At 68.7% G+C, this 26,595-nt stretch carries 31 protein-coding genes and 1 pseudogene; 15 read left to right on the top strand and 17 right to left on the bottom strand.

The window, feature by feature from the left end; translation table 11 throughout:
• The first annotated feature begins 140 nt into the window (after nt 1–140).
• Nucleotides 141–263 carry a hypothetical protein gene (locus ACFKCF_RS56230; protein WP_394505027.1) on the top strand — a complete coding sequence of 41 codons (123 nt, stop codon included), beginning with the start codon at nt 141–143 and terminating at the stop codon, nt 261–263.
• 425 nt (nt 264–688) lie between these two features.
• Nucleotides 689–1,114, top strand: coding sequence for an SDR family oxidoreductase (locus ACFKCF_RS56225; protein ID WP_394505026.1), 426 nt, complete (start codon nt 689–691; stop codon nt 1,112–1,114).
• 159 nt (nt 1,115–1,273) lie between these two features.
• Here the strand turns inward: ACFKCF_RS56225 and ACFKCF_RS56220 are convergent, their stop codons facing one another.
• A complete protein-coding gene (locus ACFKCF_RS56220; RefSeq protein WP_394505025.1) occupies nt 1,274–2,065 on the bottom strand; it encodes an AraC family transcriptional regulator in 792 nt (263 codons plus the stop codon).
• Between the two features lie 216 nt (nt 2,066–2,281).
• Here ACFKCF_RS56220 and ACFKCF_RS56215 point away from each other — a divergent pair, with 216 nt between their 5' ends.
• The gene (locus ACFKCF_RS56215) at nt 2,282–3,037 is read left to right on the top strand and encodes a nuclear transport factor 2 family protein (RefSeq protein WP_394505024.1); all 756 of its coding nucleotides are present in this window, start codon (nt 2,282–2,284) and stop codon (nt 3,035–3,037) included.
• Nucleotides 3,037–3,360, top strand: coding sequence for a MoaF-related domain-containing protein (locus tag ACFKCF_RS56210; protein WP_394505023.1), 324 nt, complete (start codon nt 3,037–3,039; stop codon nt 3,358–3,360). Before ACFKCF_RS56215 ends, ACFKCF_RS56210 begins: the two co-directional genes overlap by 1 nt.
• A gap of 428 nt (nt 3,361–3,788) precedes the next feature.
• Here ACFKCF_RS56210 and ACFKCF_RS56205 read toward each other — a convergent pair whose 3' ends face one another.
• Nucleotides 3,789–4,373: a dihydrofolate reductase family protein gene (locus ACFKCF_RS56205; protein ID WP_394505022.1), complete on the bottom strand. Its 585-nt coding sequence runs from the start codon at nt 4,371–4,373 to the stop codon at nt 3,789–3,791.
• A gap of 46 nt (nt 4,374–4,419) precedes the next feature.
• The gene (locus ACFKCF_RS56200) at nt 4,420–4,641 is read right to left on the bottom strand and encodes a family 1 glycosylhydrolase (RefSeq protein WP_394505032.1); all 222 of its coding nucleotides are present in this window, start codon (nt 4,639–4,641) and stop codon (nt 4,420–4,422) included.
• A 29-nt stretch (nt 4,642–4,670) separates the two neighbouring features.
• On the opposite strand from ACFKCF_RS56200, the gene ACFKCF_RS56195 reads away from it, so the two are divergent.
• A complete protein-coding gene (locus ACFKCF_RS56195) occupies nt 4,671–4,958 on the top strand; it encodes a hypothetical protein (protein WP_394505020.1) in 288 nt (95 codons plus the stop codon).
• 21 nt (nt 4,959–4,979) lie between these two features.
• On the opposite strand, the gene ACFKCF_RS56190 is transcribed toward ACFKCF_RS56195, so the two are convergent.
• Nucleotides 4,980–5,600 (bottom strand): TetR/AcrR family transcriptional regulator, encoded by a 621-nt coding sequence (locus tag ACFKCF_RS56190; protein WP_394505019.1) that lies wholly within the window; start codon nt 5,598–5,600, stop codon nt 4,980–4,982.
• Between the two features lie 194 nt (nt 5,601–5,794).
• Here ACFKCF_RS56190 and ACFKCF_RS56185 point away from each other — a divergent pair, with 194 nt between their 5' ends.
• The 4 genes from ACFKCF_RS56185 (at nt 5,795) to ACFKCF_RS56170 (ending at nt 9,174) form a co-directional block, all read left to right on the top strand.
• A complete protein-coding gene (locus tag ACFKCF_RS56185) occupies nt 5,795–5,992 on the top strand; it encodes a ferredoxin (RefSeq protein WP_355207470.1) in 198 nt (65 codons plus the stop codon).
• Entirely contained in the window at nt 5,989–7,191 is a 1,203-nt protein-coding gene (locus ACFKCF_RS56180) for an NAD(P)/FAD-dependent oxidoreductase (RefSeq protein WP_394505017.1), read from the top strand. Before ACFKCF_RS56185 ends, ACFKCF_RS56180 begins: the two co-directional genes overlap by 4 nt.
• A gap of 136 nt (nt 7,192–7,327) precedes the next feature.
• Nucleotides 7,328–8,539 carry a cytochrome P450 gene (locus ACFKCF_RS56175; protein ID WP_394505015.1) on the top strand — a complete coding sequence of 404 codons (1,212 nt, stop codon included), beginning with the start codon at nt 7,328–7,330 and terminating at the stop codon, nt 8,537–8,539.
• Between the two features lie 206 nt (nt 8,540–8,745).
• A complete protein-coding gene (locus ACFKCF_RS56170) occupies nt 8,746–9,174 on the top strand; it encodes an alpha/beta hydrolase fold domain-containing protein (protein ID WP_394505031.1) in 429 nt (142 codons plus the stop codon).
• 618 nt (nt 9,175–9,792) lie between these two features.
• Here ACFKCF_RS56170 and ACFKCF_RS56165 read toward each other — a convergent pair.
• From ACFKCF_RS56165 to ACFKCF_RS56130, 8 genes are all read right to left on the bottom strand, one after another.
• Nucleotides 9,793–10,074 (bottom strand): YciI family protein, encoded by a 282-nt coding sequence (locus ACFKCF_RS56165; RefSeq protein ID WP_185072663.1) that lies wholly within the window; start codon nt 10,072–10,074, stop codon nt 9,793–9,795.
• Nucleotides 10,075–10,179: 105 nt separating this feature from the next.
• Nucleotides 10,180–11,088, bottom strand: a complete 909-nt coding sequence (locus ACFKCF_RS56160) for an amidohydrolase family protein (protein ID WP_394505013.1) — start codon at nt 11,086–11,088, stop codon at nt 10,180–10,182.
• A 5-nt stretch (nt 11,089–11,093) separates the two neighbouring features.
• A complete protein-coding gene (locus tag ACFKCF_RS56155) occupies nt 11,094–12,209 on the bottom strand; it encodes a VWA domain-containing protein (protein WP_394505011.1) in 1,116 nt (371 codons plus the stop codon).
• Nucleotides 12,202–13,086: an AAA family ATPase gene (locus ACFKCF_RS56150; RefSeq protein WP_394505009.1), complete on the bottom strand. Its 885-nt coding sequence runs from the start codon at nt 13,084–13,086 to the stop codon at nt 12,202–12,204. Before ACFKCF_RS56150 ends, ACFKCF_RS56155 begins: the two co-directional genes overlap by 8 nt.
• Nucleotides 13,049–14,065 carry a xanthine dehydrogenase family protein molybdopterin-binding subunit gene (locus ACFKCF_RS56145; protein ID WP_394505007.1) on the bottom strand — a complete coding sequence of 339 codons (1,017 nt, stop codon included), beginning with the start codon at nt 14,063–14,065 and terminating at the stop codon, nt 13,049–13,051. Before ACFKCF_RS56145 ends, ACFKCF_RS56150 begins: the two co-directional genes overlap by 38 nt.
• 3 nt (nt 14,066–14,068) lie before the next feature.
• Entirely contained in the window at nt 14,069–15,448 is a 1,380-nt protein-coding gene (locus ACFKCF_RS56140) for a xanthine dehydrogenase family protein molybdopterin-binding subunit (protein ID WP_394505006.1), read from the bottom strand.
• Complete coding sequence (locus tag ACFKCF_RS56135; RefSeq protein WP_394505004.1) at nt 15,448–15,951, bottom strand: (2Fe-2S)-binding protein; 504 nt, start codon at nt 15,949–15,951, stop codon at nt 15,448–15,450. The genes ACFKCF_RS56140 and ACFKCF_RS56135 overlap by 1 nt, the downstream gene beginning before the upstream one ends.
• A gap of 11 nt (nt 15,952–15,962) precedes the next feature.
• The gene (locus ACFKCF_RS56130; protein WP_394505002.1) at nt 15,963–16,760 is read right to left on the bottom strand and encodes an FAD binding domain-containing protein; all 798 of its coding nucleotides are present in this window, start codon (nt 16,758–16,760) and stop codon (nt 15,963–15,965) included.
• Nucleotides 16,761–16,850: 90 nt separating this feature from the next.
• Here ACFKCF_RS56130 and ACFKCF_RS56125 point away from each other — a divergent pair, with 90 nt between their 5' ends.
• Both ACFKCF_RS56125 and ACFKCF_RS56120 read left to right on the top strand, forming a co-directional pair.
• A complete protein-coding gene (locus tag ACFKCF_RS56125; RefSeq protein WP_394505000.1) occupies nt 16,851–17,522 on the top strand; it encodes a GntR family transcriptional regulator in 672 nt (223 codons plus the stop codon).
• A gap of 367 nt (nt 17,523–17,889) precedes the next feature.
• On the top strand, nt 17,890–18,036 hold the full coding sequence (locus ACFKCF_RS56120) for a hypothetical protein (protein WP_394504998.1): 147 nt from the start codon (nt 17,890–17,892) through the stop codon (nt 18,034–18,036).
• Between the two features lie 337 nt (nt 18,037–18,373).
• Here ACFKCF_RS56120 and ACFKCF_RS56115 read toward each other — a convergent pair whose 3' ends face one another.
• The gene (locus tag ACFKCF_RS56115) at nt 18,374–18,745 is read right to left on the bottom strand and encodes a carboxymuconolactone decarboxylase family protein (protein ID WP_394504997.1); all 372 of its coding nucleotides are present in this window, start codon (nt 18,743–18,745) and stop codon (nt 18,374–18,376) included.
• Between the two features lie 141 nt (nt 18,746–18,886).
• On the opposite strand from ACFKCF_RS56115, the gene ACFKCF_RS56110 reads away from it, so the two are divergent.
• A complete protein-coding gene (locus ACFKCF_RS56110) occupies nt 18,887–19,780 on the top strand; it encodes a LysR family transcriptional regulator (protein ID WP_394504995.1) in 894 nt (297 codons plus the stop codon).
• A gap of 128 nt (nt 19,781–19,908) precedes the next feature.
• Here the strand turns inward: ACFKCF_RS56110 and ACFKCF_RS56105 are convergent, their stop codons facing one another.
• The gene (locus ACFKCF_RS56105) at nt 19,909–20,862 is read right to left on the bottom strand and encodes an aldo/keto reductase (protein ID WP_394504993.1); all 954 of its coding nucleotides are present in this window, start codon (nt 20,860–20,862) and stop codon (nt 19,909–19,911) included.
• A 172-nt stretch (nt 20,863–21,034) separates the two neighbouring features.
• On the opposite strand from ACFKCF_RS56105, the gene ACFKCF_RS56100 reads away from it, so the two are divergent.
• The 3 genes and pseudogenes from ACFKCF_RS56100 to ACFKCF_RS56090 all read left to right on the top strand — a co-directional run bounded on the left by ACFKCF_RS56100 (nt 21,035) and on the right by ACFKCF_RS56090 (nt 23,495).
• Nucleotides 21,035–21,934, top strand: coding sequence for a helix-turn-helix transcriptional regulator (locus tag ACFKCF_RS56100; RefSeq protein ID WP_394504991.1), 900 nt, complete (start codon nt 21,035–21,037; stop codon nt 21,932–21,934).
• Nucleotides 21,935–22,579: 645 nt separating this feature from the next.
• Nucleotides 22,580–22,879 (top strand): annotated as a pseudogene (locus tag ACFKCF_RS56095) (transposase); the annotation flags it as partial.
• A gap of 127 nt (nt 22,880–23,006) precedes the next feature.
• Nucleotides 23,007–23,495, top strand: a complete 489-nt coding sequence (locus ACFKCF_RS56090) for a YhjD/YihY/BrkB family envelope integrity protein (RefSeq protein WP_394504989.1) — start codon at nt 23,007–23,009, stop codon at nt 23,493–23,495.
• Between the two features lie 546 nt (nt 23,496–24,041).
• Here the strand turns inward: ACFKCF_RS56090 and ACFKCF_RS56085 are convergent.
• The 3 genes from ACFKCF_RS56085 to ACFKCF_RS56075 form a co-directional block, all read right to left on the bottom strand.
• Entirely contained in the window at nt 24,042–24,860 is an 819-nt protein-coding gene (locus ACFKCF_RS56085; protein ID WP_394505030.1) for an alpha/beta fold hydrolase, read from the bottom strand.
• Nucleotides 24,861–24,882: 22 nt separating this feature from the next.
• Nucleotides 24,883–25,452 (bottom strand): DJ-1/PfpI family protein, encoded by a 570-nt coding sequence (locus ACFKCF_RS56080; RefSeq protein WP_138666282.1) that lies wholly within the window; start codon nt 25,450–25,452, stop codon nt 24,883–24,885.
• An 87-nt stretch (nt 25,453–25,539) separates the two neighbouring features.
• On the bottom strand, nt 25,540–26,283 hold the full coding sequence (locus ACFKCF_RS56075; RefSeq protein ID WP_394504987.1) for a GntR family transcriptional regulator: 744 nt from the start codon (nt 26,281–26,283) through the stop codon (nt 25,540–25,542).
• Nucleotides 26,284–26,595 lie beyond the last annotated feature (312 nt).

Below are 26,595 nucleotides of genomic sequence, written 5' to 3'. Positions count from 1 at the left end.
CAACGGCCAGCTCAGCCCCGCCGAATACGAACGCCGACACGCGCTCAAGAACGCCCAAGACCTCGACTATGCTGCCGCGTAGTCGCAAGCCCTGATGTGTCTATCGAACCGGGGCAACTCCACAAGTGGGTTTCGAGGCGATGTCACGGCTTCCCCGTGGCGAGGCCGTGACGTTGATCAGCGCGGTCACCGACCGGTACTTCTCGGCGGGATTCGCGCAACTCGAAAACCTCCCTCAACTCCCCAAGGACCAGTGGCTCTGAACGTCGCGCCGCCGGCGTCCGTGTGTCCCCGAGTGCTCAGTCCTCACCCCACTGCAGAACGGTTTGATCGTCATGCCACGCACCTATGTTGTCACCGGAGCCGGATCTGGGATCGGGCTCGCCTTGACGGAGCGTCTCGTGAGCCGGGACGAGCGCGTCATCGGCGTCGACATCCGCAACGCCGAGATCATCTGTGACCTGTCGGAGCCGGCCTCGCGCGGGGCACTCGTCGGACAGATCGAGGAGATCTCCGGCGGTGTCGTCGACGGGGTCGCAGCCGTTGCCGGTGTGCAGTGGGCGGTTCCCGCCACGGTCGCCGTCAACTACTTCGGGACAGTCGAGCTGTTGAAGGGGCTGCAGCCGTTGCCGCCCGCTCGGAGGCACCACGCGCGGCGGCTGTCGCATCCATGGCTGCGCTGGGGGTCGTGGACGAGGAGCTCGTTGCGGCGTTGGACGCAGGTGACGAGCCTGCGGCCATGGCGCGCGCGCAGCAGATCACTGATGCGAGCGCCGGCGGCGGGGGACCGATCTACGGCTCTACGAAGTATGCCGTCACGACTTGGGTGAGGCGGAGCGCGGCTCTCGCGAGCTGGGCGGGTGCGGGGATCGCGCTGAATGTCATCGCGCCCGGGGTCGTCGAAACCCCGATGATGGCAGACGCCCTGAGTACCGCCGAAGGCCGGAACGCCGTGGCGGCCATCCTTCCCGCACCGCTGAACGGCCCCGCCCCCGCGACCGCGCCCGCGGCGCTGCTCGATTGGCTCCTGAGTGTCGAGAACAGTCATGTGACGGGCCAGGTGGTCTTCATCGATGGTGGCGCGGAGAGCCTCGCGAGAGCTCCGCGTTTTTGAGAGCCGGCTCCGGGTGCGCCGTGTTTCCGGCGGCTGGCCATGGGGACTCATGACCCGGGGTTTGCGCGCCGGCGATCCTTCATGCAAGCCTTTCGGCCCCGCTTGCGATGGGGGTGACGCCGGTCAGTTCCTCGCTGTCACCGAGGACTAGGGGCTGCTTCAGCCCGATGCCTTCTGTGTTCGGCGGAAGGCGCCGGGGGTGGTGTGGGTGTGGCGGGCGAAGAACCTGCCGAAGTTGGTGGGGTCGGTGAAGCCGAGGCGGCGGCCGATGTCGGCGACGGGGACCTCGGTGTAAGCGAGCAGGCGTTTGGCCTCCAGGACGACGCGGGCGTCGATGAGGTGTTTGGCCGGGTGACCGGCGGCGGTGACGCATGCGCGCGTGAGGTGTTTGACGGTGTAGCCCAGGCGGGCGGCGTAGTGCTCGGCGGAGCGGGTGAAGGCGTAGGAGCGTTCGAGCTCGGCCTGGAACCGGCTGAAGAGTTCGGCGGTGGCGGAGTCGATGCGGCGGTCGTCCTCGGTCGGCAGCCGATCGATCCGCAGGAGCAGGACAGCCAGCAGGTGGCGGAGCAGGGCGACGGGCATCGTGTCGGCGGACGTGGCCCGTTCAACGGCGATCTGGTCGATCGTGGTGGAGATGGCGGTGAGGTCGCGTCCGGCCGGGGTCCAGCGGGGAGCGGCGAGCCAGCCGGTGAGCCGCGGCCCCGCGCCGCCGAGATCGGGTGGGAAGTCGGCGGTGAACAGGACCACCTTGCCGTCGAGGCTGCCGGGCTGGTGGAAGCGGTGGGCCTGTCCCGGCCGTACCCACAGCAGGGTGCGGGGCCGGCAGGGGTGAGAAGCGAAGTCGATCTCATGTCGGCCTTCGCCCGTGGTGATCAGGATGAGGATGTGGAAGTCGGCGCGGTGAGGCGAGGCCAGGGCATGGGCGGCGATCCGGCCCGTGATGTCGGCCATGGTGACGACCTCGATCCCGACTGAGCGGCCGTCAGCCGGCCGGTATCCGACCTGAGGTACACCAACTTGTCGCCGATTGACCATCATCGATCCCTTATTCACCAGGTTGATCGCTGTTCTCATTATCGCAAGCACGGCATGGTGCCCCTGAATGACCATGCCGGACGCCATGAGGCCAAGGTCCGACAACGTCGGGCGAATGGATGGGAGCACGCCATGAACTCCAAAGACACCGTTCTGCGGGCCGCCGCTGAGCTGTTCGGGCAGAAGGACCCCTCCGCGGTGGATCGCTGGGTCGCGCCCGACTACCGTCAGCACAGCTCGCTGGCCGCCGACGGGCCCGAGGCGCTGCGCGCCCTGGTCGCCTCGCTCGGCGACGACTTCCGCTACGAGGGCGCACGGGTGATCGCCGACGGCGACCTGGTCGCCCTGCACGGCATCTACCACGGGTTCGGCCCGGACCCGCTGGTCGCGTTCGACCTGTTCCGCGTCGAGAACGGCAGGCTCGCCGAGCACTGGGACGCCCTGACCCCGCTGGCGCGGGCGACCGCCGGCGGACGCACCCAGACCGACGGCCCGACCGCGCCCACCGACCTGGATGAGACCGAGGCCAACCGCGGCCTCGTCTCCGAGTTCGCCGAGAAGGTCCTCAAGGGCGCCGATTACTCGGCGCTGACCGACTACATCTCCACCCAGACCTACCACCAGCACAACCCGGAGGCCGCCGACGGCCTGGACGGCTTCGGCGCGGCCGCGGCCGGCTGGGCCGAGCAGGGTAAGAACCTGGTGTACAAGAAGATCCACAAGGTCGTCGCCGAGGGCGACTTCGTGCTGCTCCAGTCCGAGGGCGAGTTCGGCGTCCCCGTCGCCTACTGGGACCTGTTCCGCGTCGCCGACGGCAAGATCGTCGAACACTGGGACATCATCGTCCCGATTCCCGGCGGCCTCCCGCACGGCAATGGACTGTTCTGATGAGCACGCGCACCTATGCCGGACACACCTTCGTCTTCCGCGTCGACAACGGGGCGGTGTTCCGCAACACCTACACCTCCGACGGCACCGGCCTGCACTACGAGACGCTGGCAGGCCCCGGCAAGGGGTTCCAGGAAACCGTCGTCCTGCACACAGCCGAAGTCTCGCCCGGCATCTCCATTCTCGGCTGGGTGGAACAGTCCGGCATGACGGTCACGCAGGTCATGAACCTCAACACCCACACCGTCCACGCGTTCTGGACCTACGACACCGGCCGTGGACGTGCCGCCGAACTCCACACCGGAACGCTTGCATCCCCCTGAACGGGTAAGACGCGTCGCCGTGAAATCGGCAGGGAAGGCCGGCGCCGCATCCTTCGGCGACTGGAGTGCTGATCGGTTGGTGCCAGGGCTCCTGGCACCAACCCAGCCGACCGGAACGGTCCGACAGGACCCCGCTGCCTCGTTCGTGGAACGCACGCGGCGACCGGCCGGCAGTCAAGGAGAAGGCCGTGTCGACACTGGCCGCCTACCGTGCCGCCATCTGCTTGGACGAGCCCGTTCCGCACCGCCGCCCCGGCCTTCGGGCGGCATCCAATCCCGCTTGCAGACCAGCGGCACTGACAAGTTCTACTCCAGCCAACACGGCCACCGCATGATCCATCGCACCTGAATGATCACAGCGGTGGCCCCTTCTATGGGCTCATGGCGCTTCAGCGCTGAGAGGTTGGAACCACGGTGTCCAGGAACTGTCAGCGGCGGTCGTAGTGGGCGACGATGACACCCTTCGTGGTCGTGACACTGCTGGTGAGGCGGTACTGCGTCAACGGCGCCGATCCCTCGAACATCCGGGTCCCCGAGCCCAGGGTGAGCGGGTGAACCACCAACGTGTAATGGTCGATCAGACCGGCCGCATGCAGGCTGCGCACCAGCGCGGAGCTGCCGACGATGCCCAGGTCGTTGCCCGCCTGCGCCTTCAGCTCCGCGACCGTCTGCGTGGCGTCGCCGCGCAGCAGCACCGAGTTCTGCCAGGCACTCGCGTCGTCGAGCGTGGCCGAGGCGACGTACTTGGTGACGGCGTTCATACGGGTGGTGTACGGGTTGCCGTCCTCGCGATGCGCCCAGGCGCTGATGAAGTCCTGCCAGGTGCGGCGGCCGAGCAGCATGTCGCCGGAACCGCTCATGCCCTTGGCCATCTCCTGGGCCAAGACCTGGTCCTGGTGCCAGGCCCCCCAGCCACCGTGCGCGAAGCCTCCCCGGGTGTCCTCATCGTGACGACCCGGGCCCTGCACGACGCCATCCAGGCTGATGTTCATGGTGACGGTGATCGAACGCACCTGAATGCCTCCTCCGCTTCTGCGGACCGCCCCAGTGACGGCCCGATCACCCTCTACACGAGCGCCGACCGCCCGAATCGACATCGTTGAACGACAAACTTCTGCTTTCTGTCCCGAGCCATTCAAGGCTTGGTTTCGGGCTTCGCTCGAAGGTGGTTCGGCCGACTGACACGAGGCCGAAAGTGGGGCCCCAGTGCCCCCATTCGTAGTTGTCGAGCAAGCTCCAGTGCAGGTATCCGCGTACGCTGGCGGCTCGCGCCGGCGTCACCGAGGCCACGGTCCTCTAGGTTCGAGGAGATGATCGCGACAGCGGTCCAACGCGGCACCGGGCGTCCCAACATACTCCGGCTCTTCATGTCGCTGATCGCCGACGCGTACGACCCGGAGCACCCCGCCCACGCCTACATCGAGCGCTACCAGGGGGAGGTGGCCGCCTACTTCGCGGAAATCCTGCGCCGGCAGCAGGCCGCCGGACTGGCTCATCCCGACATTGATCCGGAGCCGTTCGGCAGGCAGATGATCGCGGTCTGGGAGGGGTTGCAGGCGCAGTGGCTTGTCCGGCACCGCCGGTCACGCGACGCATGACGCTTCCTCAAGCGTGGCGTGTCAAAGGAGCCAGTTGTCCGGCTGCTGTAGCGGCACCGCGGCCGGCAAAGGGGTGGCTGCGTCGGGACTAAGGGCGTCGAGGATGAGGGCGAGGTAGCGCCGCCAGCCGTCGCTGTGGGGGTCCATGGTCCACATCAGTCCCACGAGCATGACCATGATGCGGGGCATGTCGTCGGGCACGAGGTCGGCGCGGATGAGGCCGGCCTGCTGTGCCCGGCGGGCCAGCAGGGTGAGCGACTCGATGGAGCGGGTCCCGGCCTCGCGGGTGATGGCGCCGGAGTCCCTCGCGGCGGCCACGGTGTTGTGTTCGCGGGCCGCCACGGACAGCGTCGCCTCGAGCACGGTGACCAGGCCACGCTTGGGGTCGTCGTCGCTCATGGCCTGCTCGATGGCAGGCGCGATGTTCTCGTTGAAGCTCTGGTCGAGAGCGTTCCGGGCGAGCACCGCCTTGTCCGGGAAGCGGCGGTAAAGGGTGGCGATGCCCACCCCCGCGCGGCGGGCGATCTCTTCGAGGGGTGCGTCAGGCCCTTGTTCGGCCCAGACCTGCCGGGCGGCTCGCAGAAGCTTCTCGCTGTTGCGTACGGCGTCGGCACGCAGCGGCCGTGAGCTGTCGGTGGTCACCGGACAAGGATAGCAACCGATAGTTGGCTATCGATTGCCGTTGACTTCTCTCGGTGCAACAAGTAATAGTTGGCTATCGATTACCGGCCGCCGTCTCGGCGGAACTTCCCGTGATGACAGGTCTACTGCCGTTGCCTGCTGCGAGGAGCGCGCCGCCGGAGCGACACGGGGCCAGCTCAACCAAGGAGAGTCAGATGAAGGTGGCAGTCGAGGCCGACAAATGTGTGGCCGCCGGGCAGTGCGTGTTGATCGCGCCCGAGGTGTTCGACCAGCGTGACGAGGACGGCATCGTGGTGCTGCTGGACGAGACGCCCGCGCCTGAGGTGCACGGCGCGGTCCGCGAGTCGGCCGCGGTCTGCCCCGCGGCCGCCATCCATCTGGCCGAGTCGTGAACCGGATCGTGATCGTCGGTGGGTCGGCGGGCGGGCTGGCCACCGCGGAGGCGCTACGCAGGGCCGGGTACGGGGGAGCGATCACTCTCGTCGGCGAGGAACCGCGGCTGCCGTACGACCGCCCGCCCCTGTCGAAACAGGTCTTGACCGGCGCGTGGGAGCCGGACCGGCTCGCCCTGCGCGGCAAGGCGGAGATGGACGCGCTGGGCCTGGAACTGCTTCTGGGCGTGCCCGCGATCGGGCTGGACCTGAGCGGCAGGAGGGTGGTGCTGGCCGATGGCGCCGAAGTGTCCTACGACGCTCTGGTCGTCGCGACCGGCGTGGGTCCCCGGCAGCTGCCGGGCAGCGAGGTCGTGGCGGGAGTGCACACCCTGCGCACCCTGGACGACGCCGTATCGCTGAAGGCGCGGCTGGGCCGGGGACGGCGGCTGGTGGTCGTCGGCGCCGGGTTCGTGGGCGCCGAGGTGGCCGCCGTCGCGAGCGGGCTGGGGGTGCAGGTGACGCTGTTGGAGGCGGGCCCGCTTCCGCTGGCGCAGGCCATCGGCGAGCAGGCCGGCCGAGTGCTGGCCCGGACCCACCGCGACCATGGCGTCGACCTGCGCACGCACGCCGCCGTCGCCGGGATCGTCAGCGCGGACGGGGCGGTCACGGGGGTGCGGCTGGCCGATGAGACGGTCCTGCCGGCGGACGACGTGCTGGTGGCCATCGGCTCGGTGCCGAACACCGCATGGCTGGACGGCAGCGGGCTGACCCTGGGTGACGGGCTGGTGTGTGACGAGTTCAGCGCCGCCGCGCCCGGCGTTTACGGGGTCGGGGATGTGGCCCGCTGGCACAACCCGCTGTTCGGCACGGCGATGCGCATCGAGCACCGTACCAATGCGGCCGAGCAGGGCCTGGCCGTGGCCCACAACCTGCTCCACCCGCAGGCGCGGCGGCCGTTCGCGCCGGTGCCGTACTTCTGGTCCGACCAGTACGGCATGAAGATCCAGGCTTACGGTCACCTGTGTGACCACGACGAAGCACTCGTCCTGGACGGCGACGTCTCGCAACGGCGTCTCCTGATCGCCTACCGCACCGGCGACCGGCTGGCCGGGGTGCTCGCCGCCGGTCTGTCACCCAAGACCCTGCGCGCCTGGCGCGCCCTCATCGCGGCCCGGACCCCATGGGCCGGCGCCATCGCCGGCACCACAGCCGCGTAACTCGTACCGCCGGCGTCGCCGACGCCCGCGACAGGCGCGTAATTCGCACCGGCGGTGTCTCCACGCCGGCACGACAGCCGCGTAACTCGCACCGTGGCGTCGCCGACCCGTACACGACACCCTTCTGGAGTTCCGCATGAGCATCACGACCGACACCCACGACAACGCCGGCCTTCCGGTCTTCCCCGGCATCCGCTCCCAGCGCTGCCCCATGGACCCGCCCGCCGAATACGCCGACTGGCGCCAGGCCGACGGCCTGCAGCAGGTGCGGATGTGGAACGGCCACACCGCCTGGGTGGTGACCCGGTACGAGGACGTCCGCGCGGTCTTGAGCGACCCGCGCCTCAGCGCCGACGCCCAGCGCTACCCCTCCGTGCTCCCGCACACGCAGGTCCCGGCGTTCCCGCGGATGGACGACCCCGACCACGCCCGGCTGCGCCGTATGCTCACCGCCGACTTCACGGTCAAGCGCGTGGAGGCGATGCGTCCGCAGATCCACGAGATGGCCGAGCGGTTCCTCGACGAAATGATCAGCAACGGGCAGCCGGCGGACCTGGTTCGCGAGTACGCGCTGCCCCTCCCGTCCTTGGTGATCTCGCTCCTGCTCGGAGTGCCGTACGACGATCACGCGTTCTTCCAGCAGCACAGCGCCACCATGAACCACGCCGACGCCGCGCCGCAGGACAAGGCGCAGGCCAGCGGGGCGCTGTTCGGCTACCTGCTCGGCCTGGTGGAGCAGAAGGAACGCGAGCCGGGAGACGACCTCATCAGCCGCCTGCTCACCGAGCGGGTCGCCACGGGCGAGCTCAGCCGCGAAGAAGCCGCCATGAACGGCATGATCCTGCTGTTCGCCGGGCACGAGACCACGGCCAACATGATCGGCCTGGGCACGCTGGCGCTGCTGCAGCATCCCGATCAAGCCGCCCGGATCCGCGACACCGACGACCCCGCCGTGGTGGCGAACGCCGTCGAGGAACTGCTGCGTTATCTGTCCATCGCCCAGGACATGATCGTACGGGTGGCCACCGAGGACCTCACCATCGGCGGGCAACTCGTCCGGGCCGGCGAAGCGGTGACCGTCAACCTGCCCGCCGCCAACCGGGACACGGCGTTCCTCGACCAGCCCGACACCGTGGACCTCGGCCGCAACACCCGCGGGCATCTGGCCTTCGGCTACGGCATCCACCAGTGCCTGGGGCAGAACCTGGCGCGGGTGGAACTGCAGGTCGCGCTGCCCGCGCTGCTGCGCCGGCTGCCGGGGCTGCGCCTGGCCGTGCCGCTGGAGGAGGTGAAGTTCCGGCATGACATGTCCGCCTACGGCGTCCACGAACTGCCGGTCGCCTGGTGACAACCCCGCTACCGGCAGGAAGTCAGAACCGATGGACGCACTGAACGGCAAGGTCGTCGTCGTGACGGACGCGGGCACAGTCCTGGGACGAGCCATCGCCGTCCGGGCTGCGGAAGCAGGAGCCGGAGTCCTGGCGAACAGGCTCGCGCCCGGCACCGTCGCGCAGATCGAAGAGGACGGCGGGGCACTGGTAGCAGGGCGGGCCGCTGATCGCCCTGCAGGTGCTGCACTACCCGCCGCTGGACCTGGCGACGCCGGCCAGGGACAAGCGCTCGGTCATCGCCAAGCCGATGATCACCCCATGGATGGGCGAGGTCTTCGACAACGCGTACGTGCCGGACCCCGGCATGCGTACCGACCGCCTGGCGTCCCCCGCCAACCCGGCCGACACCGCGGACCTCGCCGGCATCGCCCCCGCACTGGTCATCACAGCCGAACTCGACCGCCTGCACGCCGAGGGCAATCGATACGCACAGCGACTCCGTAAGGCCGGCGCGCTCGTCGAGTACTACGACGTGCCGCAGGCCGACCACGCCTACGACATGAACGACGCCGAGAAGGCTCGCGAGACATACGCGCTGATCGCCCGCTACCTCGGGCAGGCCACGCAGCCATCGACACCTGCCCCCGACTAACGCCCTTGGCGGTGAGGCCGCCAAGCCTTCCTGCTCACACAACTCCGGGTCAGGAGGATCACGGGGTGAACTTCCGTGTCGTCAGCTGAAGGGCGCCGGGGGCGAGGGAACGCACAGCGATCGCTCCGCCGGCGAGCCCAGCGCCGATCGTGACCTACGGATTATGAGTCGGTTCGATCACTGCCGCTGAGTGTCGCGGGAAGACGTTCTGTACCGTTCCGTCCGCGATCATGCCCATCATTGTGCCGGGAAGTGGCGATGAATGCCGCGCCGTATCACGTACACGCGAGCAACCACCGAGCAACCATGCGTTCTTGACCGTCGCCATTATGTGCCATTTGTTCCCCTATCTTGACACCACTGTGTTGGGTCAGGATTTCGTGGCGAGGCCCCGGCCCCGCGGCAGATCGAACGTGTACGAGCAACCCCCCACCAGCCGCGGCTTTCGACGCCGCCTTCTCCTCCGAATGACCCATCACGCCGCCCACCTCCCGGTGAACGATCGCGAGAGGAGACACCAGCGACGCCCTTCCCGGCATGGGAGAGCTGGTCTTCGGCGGCCAGGACATCTCCTGGATCCCGCTGGACAGGAAGGCCGCGGTGCAGAAGGGGCGAACTCTAGCCGGAGCCGAGCGAGCCGACCGTCACGCGCCACTGGCGCAGCTGGCGATCCCTGGTGACCTGTAGTCGGGTGTATGGGTCCTGGTCGACGAGCGCCTGCGCCGCGGTCTCGTCCTCGGCCTGTAGGACGATCATGCCGGCCGTCAGGTCCGTGTAAGGGCCGGCCGCGACGAGGCTGCCCTCCTCAAAGAGCTTGTTCAGGTGTGCGAGATGGTCGTCGCGGCGCTCCGCTCTCAGCGGGGTGTCGTTGTAGCCGTAGGTCAGGACGAAAAGTGCCATGCCGAGATACTCCTTTTCACGTCAATTCCGTTGGCGACCGGGACCGTCTGACGTTGCCGGTCGAAGCCCTCCGAGCCCCGCGGCCCGAGTCCCAGCAGTTTCAGGTCAGCCCTCCAGCCCGTACACCCGTCGTGCGTTGCCGGCGAAGATGTCGTGTTGGTCGGCGGGTGGGAGATGAGTCAGTGCGTTCTTCCACGCGTCGACCAGGTGCGGCATCGTGGTCCAGATCTTCTCGACCGGGAAGTTGGTGCCGAACATGGCTCGGCCGGCACCGAACCAGCCGATCACCTCGTCTGCGACGAAGGAGATGAGGTCGGGATCCACCCGGTGGACGAAGGTGCCCTGCCCGGTGAGCTTGACGACGATGTTCTGCCGCTCGGCCAGCGCGGCCATCCCGTCCCGCCACGACTCCAGGTACTCGAGCCCGATGAGCATGCCCGCGTGCACCAGGACGAAGGTGACGTCAGGGAAGGCCGCCGCCAGCTCGACCGCATCCGGCATCTGTTCGGGAAAGACTTGCAGCTCGAACAGCCAGCCGTGGTCGGCGAGCGCGCCGATGTTCTTACGGAAGACCGGATCCTTCATACGATCGGGCGCAGTGGCGAACCGGAACTCCAGGCGCTCGTGCCAGTGCAGTTGCTGACGGATCCCCCGGATCAGCGGCGTGAGCGCGGCCTGTCGTCGCATGGTGTCCGGAGCGCTCTCGTCGAACATGTCGGCCGATCCGATGACGGCCATCGGCCGGCCTGCCTCCTGATGAACCTCGTGAAGCCAGCGCACCTCGTCCACAACCCGATCGAGCGGCCAGTTCGTCTGAACGTAGACCGACTCGCTGATGCCTGAGGCCGTGGCGTCGGCGATGTACTCGTCGATCAGGTAGTCCCGCCTGATCGGCTCGTACGGGCCGAAGATCCGCGGCACCATCGGTCCGGACAGCCAGGGCAGGTCCCCGGCCCGCCAGATGTGGTGGTGCGAGTCGACGATGTCGCCCGAGTAGCGGGTCGCCTCCGGCATGACGATCACTCCCTGGTCCAGGTCTGTACCTGCTCGTACGCCGTACGCAGGTCGCGCACGCCCGCGAGCGCGTCCACGCTGCCGAGCACGGCCGACATGCCGCGGGTGAGCGGCCGGTACGCCGGGTCGCAAGCGAGCGGCGACCACCACAGCAACCGGTGGCTCAGCAGCGACAACCGCCGTACGGCCGCCTGCATGGGCCGGCAGTCGCCGCGTTCCAGGCCGTCGGAGAGCACGATCACCAGGGCGCCGCGCGCCACGGTGACATGCCGGGCGTTGGCGAGGAACTCCTGGAGCGAAGCGCCGATCCGCGTCCCGCCCTCGGCGTCCAGGACGACGGCGCTCAGCGAGCCGACGGCCGCGTCGACGTGCCGTGCGCGCAGTAGTTCGGTGACGCGGGTCAGCCGGGTTCCGAAGGTGAACACCTCGACGCGGTCGAGCCGGCCGACCACGGCGTGGGCGAAGCGGAGGTAGTGGGCGCTGTGCTGCTTCATCGACCCGGACCCGTCGATGAGCAGCAGCACACGGCGCTGGCGCCGCGGACGGTTGCGCCGGCGCAACGTCACGATCTCCCCGTGGCTGCGCCTGGACTCACGGCAGATCCTGGCGAGGTCGATCCACGGACCTCGCCGGGCAGGCCGCCGACGTCGCGACCGGATCGTCGGCACCGCTCCGGGTAGTTCCCGCCGCAGCAGCGAGAGCACCGCCCGGTCGTCCTCGCTCGCCGGGCCGAACACCGGGCGTCTCTCGCGCTCCGAGGAGCCGGCCTTCAGGCCCGCCTCCCCGCCCAACGTCGCCGTGAGAGGAGCCTCGTCCCCCTTTCCGCGCGGCGCGGGGGCCTCGTCATCGGGGAACTCGTCATCGGGGATGCGCCGTGCCGTAGCCTCCCCGAACCAGTGCTCGAACGTGGGGGAGTACACCCCCAGGTCTTCGTGGGAGGTGGTGAGCGTGGCCACCCCGATCCAGTAGAGGTGCGTGGCGTCGCGCGGGCCGACGGCCTCGATCGCCTGAAGGAAGACCCGCTGTTTGGGCACCGGTACGGGCAGGCCCCGATCGTGCAGGTCCCGCAGGAACCCGCGCACATGATCGCCGATGCGTACGAGGAGGGACTGCTCAGTCACCGAACACCTCCCCGGTGTGGCGGCCGAGGAGCGCGAGGTCCTCCTCGTGCTTGACGAGCAGCCCCGCGGACCGGCGCATCGCCTCCAGCCAGCTTGAACCCTCGCGGGTCAGCGTCTGCACGCCACGGGCCCAGGAGACCGACTCGGCGATGCCCGGGCGTTTCAGCAGAGCCAGCCCGCGGATGCGATGCACGGCGGCCACGAGGCGGGCCGCGCTTCTCTCGTCCAGGCCCGGCGCCTGCGCCCGGATGATCGCTCGCTCCCGTTCGGCGTCGGGAAAGGGGATCCAGTGGTAGAGGCACCGGCGCTTGAGCGCGTCGTGCAGTTCGCGGGTCCGGTTCGAGGTGAGGACGACGAACGGGACGCTCGCCGCCGTGATGGTGCCGATCTCCGGGATGGTGATCTGGAAGTCGCCGAGGAACTCCAGAAGGAAGGCCTCGAACTCGCTGTCCGCCCGGTCGATCTCGTCGATCAGCAGCACCGCGCCGGATGCCGCCCGCAGCGACCGCAGTAACGGCCGCTGCAGCAGGAACTCCTCGCGGTACAGGTCGCCGACGCCACGCCTGTCCACCTCGGCGGCCCGCAGGGACAGCAACTGTTTGGGGTAGTCCCACTCGTACAGGGCCTGGGAGGCGTCCAGCCCTTCGTAGCACTGCAGCCGGATCAGCTCGCGGCCGAGCACCCGGGCCAGGACGTTCGCGACCTCGGTCTTGCCGACCCCCGGCTCGCCCTCCAGCAGCAGCGGGAGCCCGAGCGTGCCTGCCAGGTGGAGGGCGGTGAGCAGACCCTCGTCGGCGAGGTAGCCCTCCGCGCCCAGCCGCCGGCCCAGCGTGTCCTGATCAACCAGCACGGCCGGCCCGCAACTCGTCGAGTCCACGCAGCACCTTCTCCGGGGTGAAGGGCATGCTCGTCAGCCGTACGCCGACCGCGTCGTACACGGCGTTGGCGATCGCGGGGATCGGCGCGTTCGCCGTCATCTCGCCGATCCCCTTGGCCCCGAACGGCCCGTTGCCGGCGGGCCGTTCGAGGAACACGCTGGTCTGCGCCGGGATGTCGGCCGGCCCGGGCATCAGGTATTCCGTGAAATCGACCGGGCCGTGCTCGCGCGAGTGCGGATAGTACGGTTCGGTCGATTCGAACAACGCGTGCGACAGGCCCATCCAGGCGCCGCCCTCGACCTGCTGCGTCGCGAGGGCCGGGTTGAGCGCCCGGCCGATCTCGTAGGTGTTGAAGAGCCGCAGCACCTCGATCACGCCGGTCTCGTCGTCGACCGCGACCTCAGCCACCGTGCACGCGTGCGCCTGGCAGGAGTCCGGGTCCATCTCGCCGGTCTCCGGCACCGGGGAGCTCGGCTCCTTGAGGTAGATGCCCCGGCCGGAGATGGTCCGGCCCTGCCGGAAGTGCGCGGCGAGCGCGACGTCGCTGATGTGGATCTTCTTTTCCGACGATCCCTTGAGGCGGATGAAGCCCGTGCCGTCGGTCTCCAGGTCCTCCGCGTCGACCTCCAGTTCGTCGGCGGCGACCTGGAGCATGACCTCCCTGGCCTCGCGCGCCGCCATGATCACGGCATTGCCGACGCGGTGGGTGCCGCGGCTGGCGAACGTTCCCATGCAGTGCGGGCCGGTGTCGGTGTCGGCGGTGTCGACGATGATGTTCTCGATCGGGATGCCGAGTGTCTCGGCCGCGCATTGGGCGATGACCGTCCGCAGCCCCTGGCCGAGATCCACCGAGGAGAGCGTGACGACGAATCCGCCCATCGTGGTGGCGTGGACGAGTGCCTGCGACGGGTCGCCGCCGAGGTTCATGCCGGTCGGGTAGTTGACCGCCGCGTATCCGCGGCCGTGCCGTAACGCCATCGCTCAGCCCTCCGGTCGTTCGGTCGAGGACATCGCCCGGTACTCCGGCGGAAGGTCGTGCCTCACCAGGTCGGCGGCGCTCTGGATCACCTCGACCAACGCCGTGCCGGACGCGATCTTGCGATGAGCTTTCATGTCGCCGTCCCGGTAGGCATTCTTGAGCCGGAGCCGCAGCGGGTCCATGTTCAGCTCCCGGGCGATGCGGTCCATGTGCGACTCCAGCGCGAAGTCGCCGATCGTGACGCCGAACCCGCGCATGGCGCTGGACGGCGTGCGGTTGGTGTAGACGCAGTACGCGTCGACATGGACGTTCGGGATCGTGTATGGGCCGGGCATGTGCGCCGCCGCCTTGGTGGTGCCGTACGGGCTGTGCCGGGAGTACGCGCCCGCGTCCACGTAGAGCGTGATCTTGCGGGCGACGATCCGGCCGTCGTCCATGACGCCGTCCTTGATGGAGATGCGCTCGGCCGCTCGGGGGGACGACACCTGCATCTCCTCGGCGCGGCTGTAGACGTACTTGGCCGGCCTGCCGGTGAGCATGGCTGCGATGCACGCGAGTGGCTCGACGATGACATCGACCTTGCCGCCGAAGCCGCCTCCCACGGTGCCCCCGACGACGCGCAGCTTGGTAGGCGGGACGCCGAGAATGAGCGCGGTGTTGTCGAGGGTGAAGAAGGCGGCCTGGGTGTTGGTGTGTATGCGCAGCCGGCCGTCGCCCTGAGGGACGACGATGCAGCCGGTCGGCTCGGTCGGCGCGTGTTCGATGGGGGAGGAGCTGTAGCGGCCCTCGATGATGCGGTCCGCCTCGGCGAAACCTCGCTCGACGTCGCCGAAGCGGATCCGGCGGCAGTGATGTCCCTCGTACGCGAAGTGGTTGGCGCCCGCCTGTTTGATGATCGGGGCGCCGTCGGCCAGCGCCTCCTCGACGTCGAAGACGGCGGGCAGGTCGGTGTAGTCGACCGTGACCCGGGCCGCGCCCTCGCGGGCGGCGTCCTCGGTCTCGGCGACGACGGCGACGATCGGCTCGCCGCGGTAGAGGACCCGATCCTCGGCCAGCACCGGCTCGTCGTCAGGTCCCACGCCGATCAGGCGCAGCACGGTGTACCAGTTGTTCGGCACGTCCTGGTGGGTGATGACCCGAAGCACGCCCGGGACTCCGAGGGCGCCGGAGACGTCGACCCGGTTGATGAGGGCGTGGTGCCGCGTGGACCGGTGGATCTTGACGTGCGTCATCTCCGGCGGCGCCATGTCCTCGAAGAAGACCGTGCGGCCGGTGACGTGAGCGCGGGCGTCCGAGCGCGGGACGGCGGAGCCGATGACGGCGAAGTCGCCCGCGCGCTCGCCCTTGAAGTACGCGGTGTCGATCGGGGTGAGGCGTGCCATCAGACCTCGGCCTCCGCGTTCGTGAGCGGGGCGCCGCGGCGGCGTTGCGCGGCGGCGAGGACGGCGGCGATGATCGGCTCGTATCCCGTGCAGCGGCAGACGTTCCCGCAGATCGCCTCGGTGACATCTTGGCGGGTCGGATCCGGCTTCCGGCTGAGCAGGGCCGTGGCGGACATGATCATCCCCGGGGTGCAGAACCCGCATTGCGTCGCGAAGAGGTCGACGAACGCCTGCTGTACGTCGCCGAGCCGGTCGCCCTCGGCCAGGCCCTCGATAGTCTCCACGGCAGAGCCGTCGATCGTCACGACGGGGATCAGGCACGAGACCACGGGCCGGCCGTCCAGCAGCACCGTGCAGCTGCCGCAGCCCCCTTGCGCGCAGCCGCGCTTGGCCCCCATCAGGCCCAATGTGTCGCGCAGTGCGCTCAGCAGCGTCGTCGACGGCCGGGCGATGAGCTCCCGCTCGGTGCCGTTCACCTTGAGCGTGACGATTGTCGAGGGCATGCGATCCCCTTTCAGGCCCCCAGCAGGGCGCGACGCAGGTGGACGGGGTAGACCCGAGCGCGGTACCAGGCGGAGGCGTAGGCGTCATCGAACGGCTCGATGACGTCGGCTCCGGCTGCCTGGGCGACGACCTGGGCGTTCAGCGGCGTGCCCAGCAGAACGCGCTCAGCGCCGACCGCGCGTACCAAGCGCCGCGCCAGGCCGCCGAGCACGAGACGGATGTCACCGACCAGGCCGTCCTCGATCGTCATCCGGGCCGCCACCGTCACGATGGATCCCGAGTTGAGCTGCCGCCGGCTCGCCTTGTAGAACCGGAGCGCGTCCTCGGCCGGAGCGGTGAACCGGACGCGGGTCACCAGGTCGCCCGACCGCAGGCCATCGGTGACGACCCGCTCGAGCGGCTCGCGGCGGGCGCCGTCGGCGCCGAGCACGTCCAGCTCCGCGTCCAGGGCCAGAAGAGCCGCCGCCAGGTCGCCGTACGGTTGTGGCACGAAAAGGTTGCCGGCCACGGTGGCGAGGCTGCGGACCGGCGGCGCGGCGATCGACCGCACACAGCCGGACAGGTAGCTCAACCGATCGTCGTCCTCGATGTCGGCGAGAGTGGTGGCCGCGCCCAGGGTCACCGTGTCGCCTTCGACGTCGATGCCGGACAATCCCGCCCGGCGCAGGCTGACCAGCCGCAGGTCGCGGCCGGCCTGATCGTCCAGGCGGGCCAGCAGGTAGGTGCCGCCGCCGAGAGGCACGGCCCCTGCCTGAAGCGCCGCATGAGCCGCTTCGGGACTCTCGGGTGTCTGAACGGAGGTCAGCATGTGCACTCCACTTATCGATATCGATAATTAACTTACGTGGCATGATCGAAGAGTCAAGGGCCCTCTGGGCCCTCAACGTCAGGAGGTTTCTTGTCGGAACCCACGGGGAGCCCGCGCTCCGCGCGACCGACGCTGAGCCGGCAGATCCGCGACGGTCTGCTGCAACGGATCGTCTCGGGCGAACTCGGCGAGGGCGACCGGCTCATCGAGACGAAGATCGCCATCGAGTTCGGAACGAGTCAGGCCCCGGTCCGGGAGGCGCTTCGGCAGCTTGAGGGCCTCGGCCTCATCGACGGCCGGCCTCGTCACGGCAGCCGGGTGCTTCCCTTCGCCGAGCAGACCATCCGCGAGGCGTACATCGTGCGGGCGGCCCTCGAGGAGACCGCGACGCGGCTCGCCATGCTGGCCGGAACCCTCCCCTTCGACCGGCTGGGGGAGGCGGTCGAGGAGATGTACCGCAGCGCCCGGGACAGCGACGCGCACGGCATCGGCCTGGCCAGCGCGCGATTTCACCGGCACGTCGTGCAGGCCGGCGGCAACGTGCTGCTGACCCGCGCCTGGGAGGCGCTGCAGATCGAGGCGCGCACGGCCATCGCTCTCATGGTCACCAGGCCGAAACTCGAGCGGGTCGCCGGCGAGCACCGCGAGCTGCTGGACGTCATGCGCGCCGGGGACGTCGAAGTGGCCTGCCGTCACGCCCGTGACCATCAGTGGGCCTACGCCGACACGCCGCACGACCCTTACGGAACGCCGAAACATTAGGGGTCAGCACCTTTCTCGACGCTGGCCGGTGTTCCCCGCTACCGTGCGCGACCGCCGCCGTTGATCAGCGCTGAGGGCCGCCAAGAGAGGCAGACGTGTGCGGCATGATGATCGGCCGTGCTCCTCCGCCTGGCCTGCCTCACCATCACCGACACATTCGCCGCGCTGCGGTTACCGCCCATGAGCGATCGGGACAAGGACGTGGAGATTCTTGCCCCGCGCCACCAGATCACCGTCCTTGAACGTCAACTCGGCGCTGACACCAAAGTGAGATTCGCGCCCGAGGACCGGGCCCTCCCGTACCTGCCGGCAGAAGCGACGGGGACGTCCACCCACGGTCCGCTCCATCCGTGCCCTCATTCTGCGCGTGGTTCGGGAGAACCCCGGCGGGGGCTGTCGGCGGGTCCATGGAGAGCTCATCACGCTCGGCATCGAGATCGCACCGTCCACGGTATGGGAGATCCTCAAGCAGGCAGGTCTTGATCCGGCGCCCGAGCGGGCGTCCACCACGTGATTTCATCGAGACCGTCACCCTCAACGGGCAGCGCCGGTACATCCTGGCCGTCATCGAGCATGCCACCAGGCGCGTCCGCGTGCTCGGCACCACCGGCTTCTCGACCGCTGCCTGCTGTGGAACGAACTTGAACTGCGTGGATGGAGCTTCCGGCAGGAGCAGAGCCAGCAGTGTCGAAGGCCCTATCGCCATGTCCATCGACGACTCGATGTCCGTCACGCAGCGCATCCCAGCCGCACCCGGCCTGCAGGTCCCCGGCGCCGACACCATCAGCCAGTCTCACGGGAAGTCACAGGCGCCGCGTCCGGTGAGTGCACATGAGCGCCTCCCAGTGTCGTCAGCCGACGTTGGTGATTGGCAGTAGGTCGCGCTCGGCGAAAACCTTCTTGGCCACGAGGGTCGCGTTGATGGCGCGGGGCACGCCACAGTACACGGCCGAGTGCAGCAGCGCCTCGGAGATCTCCGCGGGGGTCAGTCCGACGTTGAGCGCGGCGTTGACGTGCACCTCCAGTTCGATCTCGCATCCGCCGAGGGCGGTCAGCACACCGAGGGTGACCAGCTGCCGGTCGTGGGGCGGCAGTTCGGGGCGGGCGTACATGTCGCCGAAGGCCCAGGCCACGACCTGGTGGCCGAGTTCGGGGGAGACCTCGGCGAGGGAGTCCACGACCCGCTGGCCGGCCTCGCCGTCGATCTGCTCCAGTACCTTCATGCCGTATTCGTAACGCTCTTGGCGGTTCATCATTTTTCTCCGATTTCATGCGGTTTTGATGGCTTCATCCTGCTCTCTTTCCGTCCTACCTCTGCCTCACTTCACTGGTTCCGTATACTCGCCATGCCTGGGAGGTATGGGATGGAGTTGCGGCTGCTCACGTACGTGGTCACGATCGAGGAGGAGGGAAGTCTCAGCGCCGCGTCGCGGCGACTGCACCTGACGCAGCCGACCCTCAGTCGCCAGCTGCGCGAACTCGAACGACAGGTGGGCGTCGCGCTCTTCGAACGCGGCGGCCGCGGGCTGACACCGACCGCGGCGGGCCAGGCCCTTGTACGGCGGGCACGTACCGTGCTGGCCGAGGCGGAGGCCGCCATCGACGACGCGCGACTGGCCGGGCAGGGGCTGTCGGGGCAGTTCACCGTCACGTTCGCCGGCTCGGGCATCAACGGGCCGCTCGGGGCCGCGCTGGGCCGGCTGCGCCGCGAACTGCCCCGCGTGGACCTGCGACTGCAGGAGAGCTTCAGCGACGCCGAGATGTCGGACGCCGTGCTGAGCGGCCGGTGCGATCTCGCCGTCCAGAGGCTGCCCGCTCGCGATCCGCGCCTGGCCACGCAGATCTGGTGGCGTGAGCCGCTCACCCTGTTCCTGCCCGCCGGGCATCCGCTGACGTACGGGGCCGAGCCCGCGCCGCTGTCAGCGCTGGGCCAGATCCCCCTGGTCATCTGGCCCCGCGACGTCTCTACGCGCTCCTACGACGAGATCATCGCCCTGTGCCACCAGGCCGGAGTCGTCCCGCGGATCGGTGCCTACGGCCGCAGCAGTCAAACCATGCTGGCTCTGGTCGCGGCCGGGTTCGGCGCGGCGGTGCTGGCCGACTCGCACCGCGTGCTGCGTCGCATCGGTGTCACCCCGCGCCCGCTGGCCGGCACCACGACCACGCTGTACCTGGTGTGGCGCGACGACGACACCAGCCCCCTGCTGCGGCGAGTCCGCGACGCCCTCGGCGAGCCGGCGCAGTCGACCACCTCGTAAGAGACTGGGCAGGCCCGATGGTCGCGCTTTCTTCGGCGTGGCTTCCGGTTGAGGCCGCACAGGGTATGGCGGTGGCTGAGTCGGAGGAGTTCAAGCGGGGCGTTCGCCGGTATGTCGGGCCGTCCGCCCTACATCTCGTGCTCCCAGCTGCCGCGCGTGTCGACGTCCGCATCGTCCGCCAACGCTTCCAGCTCCGCGATCTCCTCGTCGGCGAGATCGATGCCGCGAGCTCGGACCAATCCGTCGATGTAACTGGCCTTCGTTACCCCGACGATTGGGGTGGTCCCCTTGGCGATGGCCCAGGCGGTGGCGACATCGGCGGCGGACCCGCCTCGGTCCTCGCCGATCTCCCCCATCCTGTCGGTCAGCGCCTCCAGCTGGGGCAGGATGCCGTTGTACGCCGCCGCCCGGCTACTGCCTTCAGGCAACGGGTTGGCCGGGCTGTACCTGCCGGTCAGCGCGCCTTGTTCGAGGACCATGTAGGAGAGGAACCGCACGTCGTGCTCGCGGCAGTAGTTGAGGATGCCCGCGCGCTCAGAGCTCCGGTACAGGAGGCTGTAGTGGTTCTGGACCGCCTCCACGCGGAAGCCGGCCTCGCCGAGGATCTGATCGGCAAGAGCGATCTCCTCGATGTTGTGGTTCGAGACGCCCACATGCTTGATCTTGCCGCTCTTCAGCAACGGGATCAGAAGCGGCGTCCATCGTGCCACGTCGGCAGGGTTGTGGATCCAGTAGAGATCCACATAGTCCGTACCGATTCGGTCGAGGCTCTGCTCCAGCATGTCCGCGACCGGATCGTCGCCGTCGCCCGCGATCTGCGGGGTGAACTTCGTCGACAGCTGGTACTCGCTGCGGTCGTAGCCCTGCAGCGCCTGGGCGAGGACCGCCTCCGAGCGGCCCATGCCGTAGACCACGGCGGTGTCCCACAGGGTGAAGCCGTTGGAATGCGCCTTCTCAACGACCCTTCGCAGGCCGGACTCGGTCAGCTGGCTGCCGAAATAGCCGTCGCCGACCTCGCCGCTGTCTCCCCAGGCCCACGTGCCCAGCGCCACCGGCGGCACTGCCAGTGTCTTGCTCGTCATGTCATACCTCCATGGCTTGTTCGGCCATCTCCGTATCGGAGGGTTGGGTCCAACATGCTGATCCCAGGAAACCCGCCTGGCCGCGGGCGAGGCAGAGCGCTTTTATAGGGGGGACAAGCTCAACCCCCTTACCGCTGCCGCGTGCGCGAACCCTGCGGCTACCGTGGAGGGCATGGACCATCGGCCCGACCACCGCGCCCAGATCCGGGACTTCCTGGCCACCCGGCGTGCCAAGCTCGCCCCGGAGCGGGTCGGGCTGCCCACCAGCGGCCGGCGCCGGGTTCCCGGCCTGCGTCGCGAGGAGGTCGCGGTGCTGGCCGGTGTGAGTACCGAGTGGTACACCCGGTTGGAGAAGGGTCACATCAGCGGCGTGTCGGAAGAGGTGCTCCTCGCGGTGGCCCAGGCCCTGCGCCTGGACCAGGATGAACGCACCTACCTGTTCGACCTGGCCCACGCCGCCCGGCCCGCCCGCCGCGCGCCCTCGCGCCGCAAGGACGTCCAGGTCCCGCCGAGGGTCCAGTGGCTGCTGGACTCCATGACGATGTCGGGGGCGTTCGTGCGCAACGGCCGCCAGGACTTCGTTGCCTGCAATGCGCTGGCCCGGGCCCTGTTCGCGCCGGTCTTCGACAGCCCCGCCACCACGCAGTACGGCCGCGCCAACATCGCCCGCTACGTCTTCCTCGACCCGGGCTCCCAGGAGTTCTTCGTCGACTGGGACGAGGCCGCCGTTGTCAGCGCCGCGCTGCTGCGCGCCGAGGCCGGACGCGAGCCCCATGACCGGGCCCTGCGCGACCTCGTCGGTGAGCTGTCCACGCTCAGCACCGAGTTCCGCAGCCAGTGGGCCGTCCACGATGTGCGTATCCGCCACGACGGCAGCAAGCGGCTGTGGCACCCGCAGGTCGGCGACCTGGAGCTGACCTACCAGTCTCTCGACCTGCCCATGTCCAGCCGGACGGTGTACGGCCTCACCATCTACACTGCCGAACCGGGCAGCACCTCAGAAGAGCGGCTCAGCCTCCTGGCCAGCCTGGCAGCCACCCAGCCGGCACACCCCACCAGCCAGCCGCGTTGAACCGCGCCGACCTGCTCACCAGCACGGTCAGACGGACACTACGAACGATTGGCCGTGCCCCGGGGGATCACGCCCCCCTCGTCCACGCCCCGCCGTCGGGGGACAGCGGGAATATCGGGTATCTTGCCGAGCTTCCGCAGGCCCGCGGCCGGGGCTGAGGAGGAGATGGAGTGGCTACCCAGGACGTTGAGGTGGGCGTGGCCGAGCGGAGAGCCGGGCGGTGTCGGAGGTCCTTGACCGGAATGCCTTGGGCGCGCAGCTGGTCGACTGCGGCACAGGTACGGGAACCACAGCGCTGATCGTCCAGGAGAAGCTGCAAGCCACCGAAGTGCTCACGGTGGTAGCGCATTTCCACGAAACCAGCCGGTCATCGTGGGCAACAGACGTGCCGAGGCAAACCCTGGACGGGCAAGTCTGCCCGCCTACCAGCGTGTGGCCCTGCGCCACCTCCTCGCCTGGATCAGGCTCAGCGACCCGGAGGCGACGGGCTGCGGTGCCTGCGTGCCGCCCCAGGGTTACGTCCCGTCGGGTGGTGTAGATCCGGCCTCGAACGGCGCGTCGTCTTCAACGACAGCGGGCCATCGCGTGAGTCTCTGCGTGAAACCGCCAAGTGACACGTAGAGGAGGAGCACACGATGGCCCTGGACCGGCTCGTTCTACCCCAGCCTGTTGGAACGCCGCCGCAGGGTCGACCAGGCGCTGTTCGCCGTGGTGATGGAGGCCTACCTGCACGGGGTGTCCACCCGCAAGGTCGACGACCTGGTCAAAGCCCTCGGCGCCGACACCGGCAGCTCCAAGAGCGAGGTCTCACGCATCTGCGCCGACCTGGACACCGAAGTCGCCGCCTTCTGCGACCGCTCCCTGGCCGGCCAGGCGTTCCCCTACCTGTTCCTGGACACCACCTACCGCAAAGCCCGGGTGAACCGGCGGGTGGTCTCCCAGGCCGCCACATGGGCCGACTTACTGCGCTCCCAAGGCGAGGCTCTACCCTGCGCGAGTACGAACAGCTCTACAACCGGCACCGAGCCCACCAAGCCCTCGCCCAGGCGGTCCCGCTGCGTCCCGTCCCAAAATGATCACTAATCCAGAGCGAATCGCGAGCTTGACCATCCTCCGACGAGACCGGCTCGGCGGAGTCCTCCACGAGTACTCACTGCCGCTTGAACTGCATGGATGGAATTTTCAGCAGGCACAGAGACAGGGCTGGCGATCTGAACATCGCCAGTGGCCCGTGCTGCTGGTCATCGTCATCGTCGTGCTCGCGCTGCTGTACTGGTCCGCACCTAACGTCAGGCACCCGGGCTTCCGGTGGATCACTCCGGGCAGCACAGTCGCGGTGATCGGCTGGCTCGCCGGCGTCATCGCGTTCCTGGTGTGGTTGTGGATCACCAACATCGCGGTGCTGCTGGGTGTGGAGTTCGACGCCGAGATCGACCGTGGTCGGGCGCTCGCCGCCGGCCATCCGGCCGACCAGGAGTCGTACGTCGAGCCGAGGGACACCTGCAAGATGTCTGCGGACGAAAAGAAGCGGATCTTGTGGAGCGCAAGTTTGGCCGCGTGACGGTGCTTCATCCGGGCAAATTGTTGGCACAGGTGGTGGGGCGCCAGGGATTCGAACCCTGAACCTACGGATTCAAGTTGGCAGCCGGGGTGCCATCCGGTGTCGTGCCGTACTGAATCATATTGTTCTGCCCACTGTTGTCCCTGGGTGTGACGGTGTCTGACGTGCCGTGCCGCGTACACGTGAGCAACCATTGGCGCTGACCGGCTGCTGATCTACGGTGAAGTTCATCTCCGCCGGGTGCTGCAGAGATACGGAAGGCATTACAACCGGCACCGTCCGCATCGCTCACGGGATCGTCGGCCGCTCAACCGTCACATGCCCCGGCTACACCCACCGATCTCGATCAGGTCCGCCTGCAACGCCGACCGGTACTCGACGGCCTGATCAACCAGTACCGGCGGGCCGCCTAGGCGGAGTGAATAACCGCAGTTCAGAGGCCGTATCCAGGTTTTCTCACCCCACAAGGGCGCCCGGGGCTCGAACCCGTAACCTACGGATTAAAGGTCCGTAGCTTGAGCACGGGCTGCGGACCTGTCGCAGCAATCAGGGACCTCGTTCCCGGCCGAGGAAGCACGACAAAAGTCGCCTGAAGTCGTGCGGGTGTTCGAGCGCCGGCACGTGCCCGCATCGGCCGAGCACGTGCAGACGGACATCGGCCAGGTGTTCGAGCAGGGGCAGGGCTGCCGTCCCGAGCGGGGTGACTCGGTCCTCGGCGCCGTGGACGAGCAGCACGGGCGCGCGGACCCCTGCCAGCGTTTGCGCCGAGAGGGTGAGGTCGTCGGCCCAACGTTCCCTAGGTGGAGGGAACAACGACGCGAATGCGGCCGCCCCCGCTCGCATCGCAGCTGCACGGGCAGCGACGGCCGACTCGGTCACGAGCGCTTGGTCGAGGACGAGGCGACTCAACATGTCTCGTGCCCCGAGCGGGCCGGCGGGGGCGGCCCAGACCGCGTCGAGCTCGGCGGACAGTGGCGCCCCGGGGGCGCCCATCGTCGAGACCGCCACGACACGGGTGACCTGCTGGGGACGCGCGGCCGCCAGCGCCAGCGCCACGGCACCGCCCATGGAGTGGCCCACCACGGCGTAGCGCTCGACACCGAGAGCATCCATCAGGCCCGCGGCTTGCTCCGTCCACAGCCGGAGCCCACCCCTGGAGCCCGCCGGGATTGGTGTACGGCCGAACCCCGCCTGGTCAGGAGCCACCAGGTGCCAGGACGTGCCCAGCGCCTGGGTCGTCGTCGCCCAGGCGCCGGATCCGGTCGTACCGGGTCCGGAGCCGTGCAGCATCAGCACCGCGGGCCCGGTGCCGCTCTCCAGGACGTGGACGGGAGAGCCGTCGACTATGACGGTCCGAAGTGCCATCACCGGGACAGGTCAGGTGTGCTCATGCCGATGCGGAGTTGATGGACTTCGAAAAGACCTCCATCATCGCCCTGCCGAATTGCGGCATGTCGGGCCACCCCCGGCAGGAGACGAGGTTGCCGTCCACGACGTCGGGAGCGTCGATGACCGTCGCGCCCGCGTTCTCCATGTCACCGGTGATGGGGGGGAAGCACGCCGTCTTTCGACCCTTCAGCAGCCCGTACACAGCCGGTACCTGCGCGCCGTGGCACACCAGCGCGATCGGGAGGTTGCGCGCGAAGAAGTGCTCGGTGATGCGCCTGACGTCGGCGTCGACCCGGATCCACTCGGGGGCGCGTCCCCCAGGGATGATGAGGGCGTCATAGCGCTCGACGTCGACCTCGGCCCAGGGCACGTCGACCGGCAACTTTCGGCCGTTCTTCTCCACGTAGGCGTCGGAGTTGGGGTCGAACTCGTGGATGACCAGCTGAACGTCACGCATCGTCCGTGACGAGACGTCAACGTCCCAGCCGCCCTCCTGCACGCGATAGTAGGGATACATGGTGTCGAGCTCCTCGGCGGCGTCGCCGGTCAGGAGCAGCGCTCTGGGCACCTGCTTCTCCTCGCATCTGAGGCGGGTGAGGTGGATCCGATCCGATCCGATCCGATTGCGTCAGCATTCCTCGACCCAGCCCGCCCGTCAAGCCTTTACCGCCATTCCGTCCGCATCCTTGACGTCGTCGAACAATCGTCGGAACCGCTCGCCGGACAGCAGAATGTGCCGACGCATGGCGTAGGCGGCGGCGTCGGGGTCACGCGCGGCGATCGCGGCCAGAACTTCTTCGTGCTCGGCCATGGCCAAGTGAGTGACCTGGGTGTCGTGGAGAAGCCGGAACAGGTGCACGTGCGTGTGCAGGCGAGCGAGCGCTTCGCGGATGACCTCGTTCTCCGCGCTCAGGGCGACGAGATCGTGAAAGGCGGCGTCGCGCAGCCCGAAGGCGCCATAGGCCATGAGCCCGTCGCCCCCCTCCAGCTCCGCCATCTCCTCCAGCAGTCGTCGCAGACCGGCCACCTGCTTCGGGGATGCGCGTTCGGCGGATCTGCGCGCCGCTGCCGGCTCGAGGAGCAGGCGGACCTCAAGCATGTCCTCGAATCGGTGACGGGTGATTTGGGGGGGAATGTGATAGCCGGCATGGGGCACACGCACGACCAGGCCCTCGGCCTCCATGCGGTTCAGAGCGTCTCGGATCGGCGTCTGCGAGACCCCCAGCTCTCGCGCCAGGGCGTCGATCGTGACGCGGGAGCCAGGCTCGATCCGTAGCGACATCAGCTGTCCGAGCAGCGTGTCGTACACCTCGTCGGCAAGCCGGCCGCGAGATCTTTCCGGTGGCATTCCGGCCGTCATGGCCCCACGGCGCCGCGCGATCATCGCCTCGTCGTCCATCGTGACATGAGGTCCTTTCTTGCGTTTTCGGGAACCTGTTGACATCGGTCGCAACGCTGCGGGATGTTGACGCTCCCACTCGGATCGTATAGGAAAGGTGACGGATGCCAGCCATCCTTCACCCATCGGGGAACCGCCCGCCATCGCTCCGCTTCGATCAGTTGGAGCTCCCATGAGCATGCTCGACGTCCTTCTCGGTTCGCCACCGGGCCGCACAAGGGCCGAAGGACTGCTCGACTGCCTGAAGCCCCATGACGTCGTGGCGTACTCGTGACGCCGGTCTGCGGGTCAGCCCCTGCGACAGCCGGCAAC

This window comes from Nonomuraea sp. JJY05 (assembly GCF_043496855.1).
GTDB lineage: Bacteria > Actinomycetota > Actinomycetes > Streptosporangiales > Streptosporangiaceae > Nonomuraea.
This window is presented reverse-complemented; position numbering and strand designations above follow the sequence as displayed.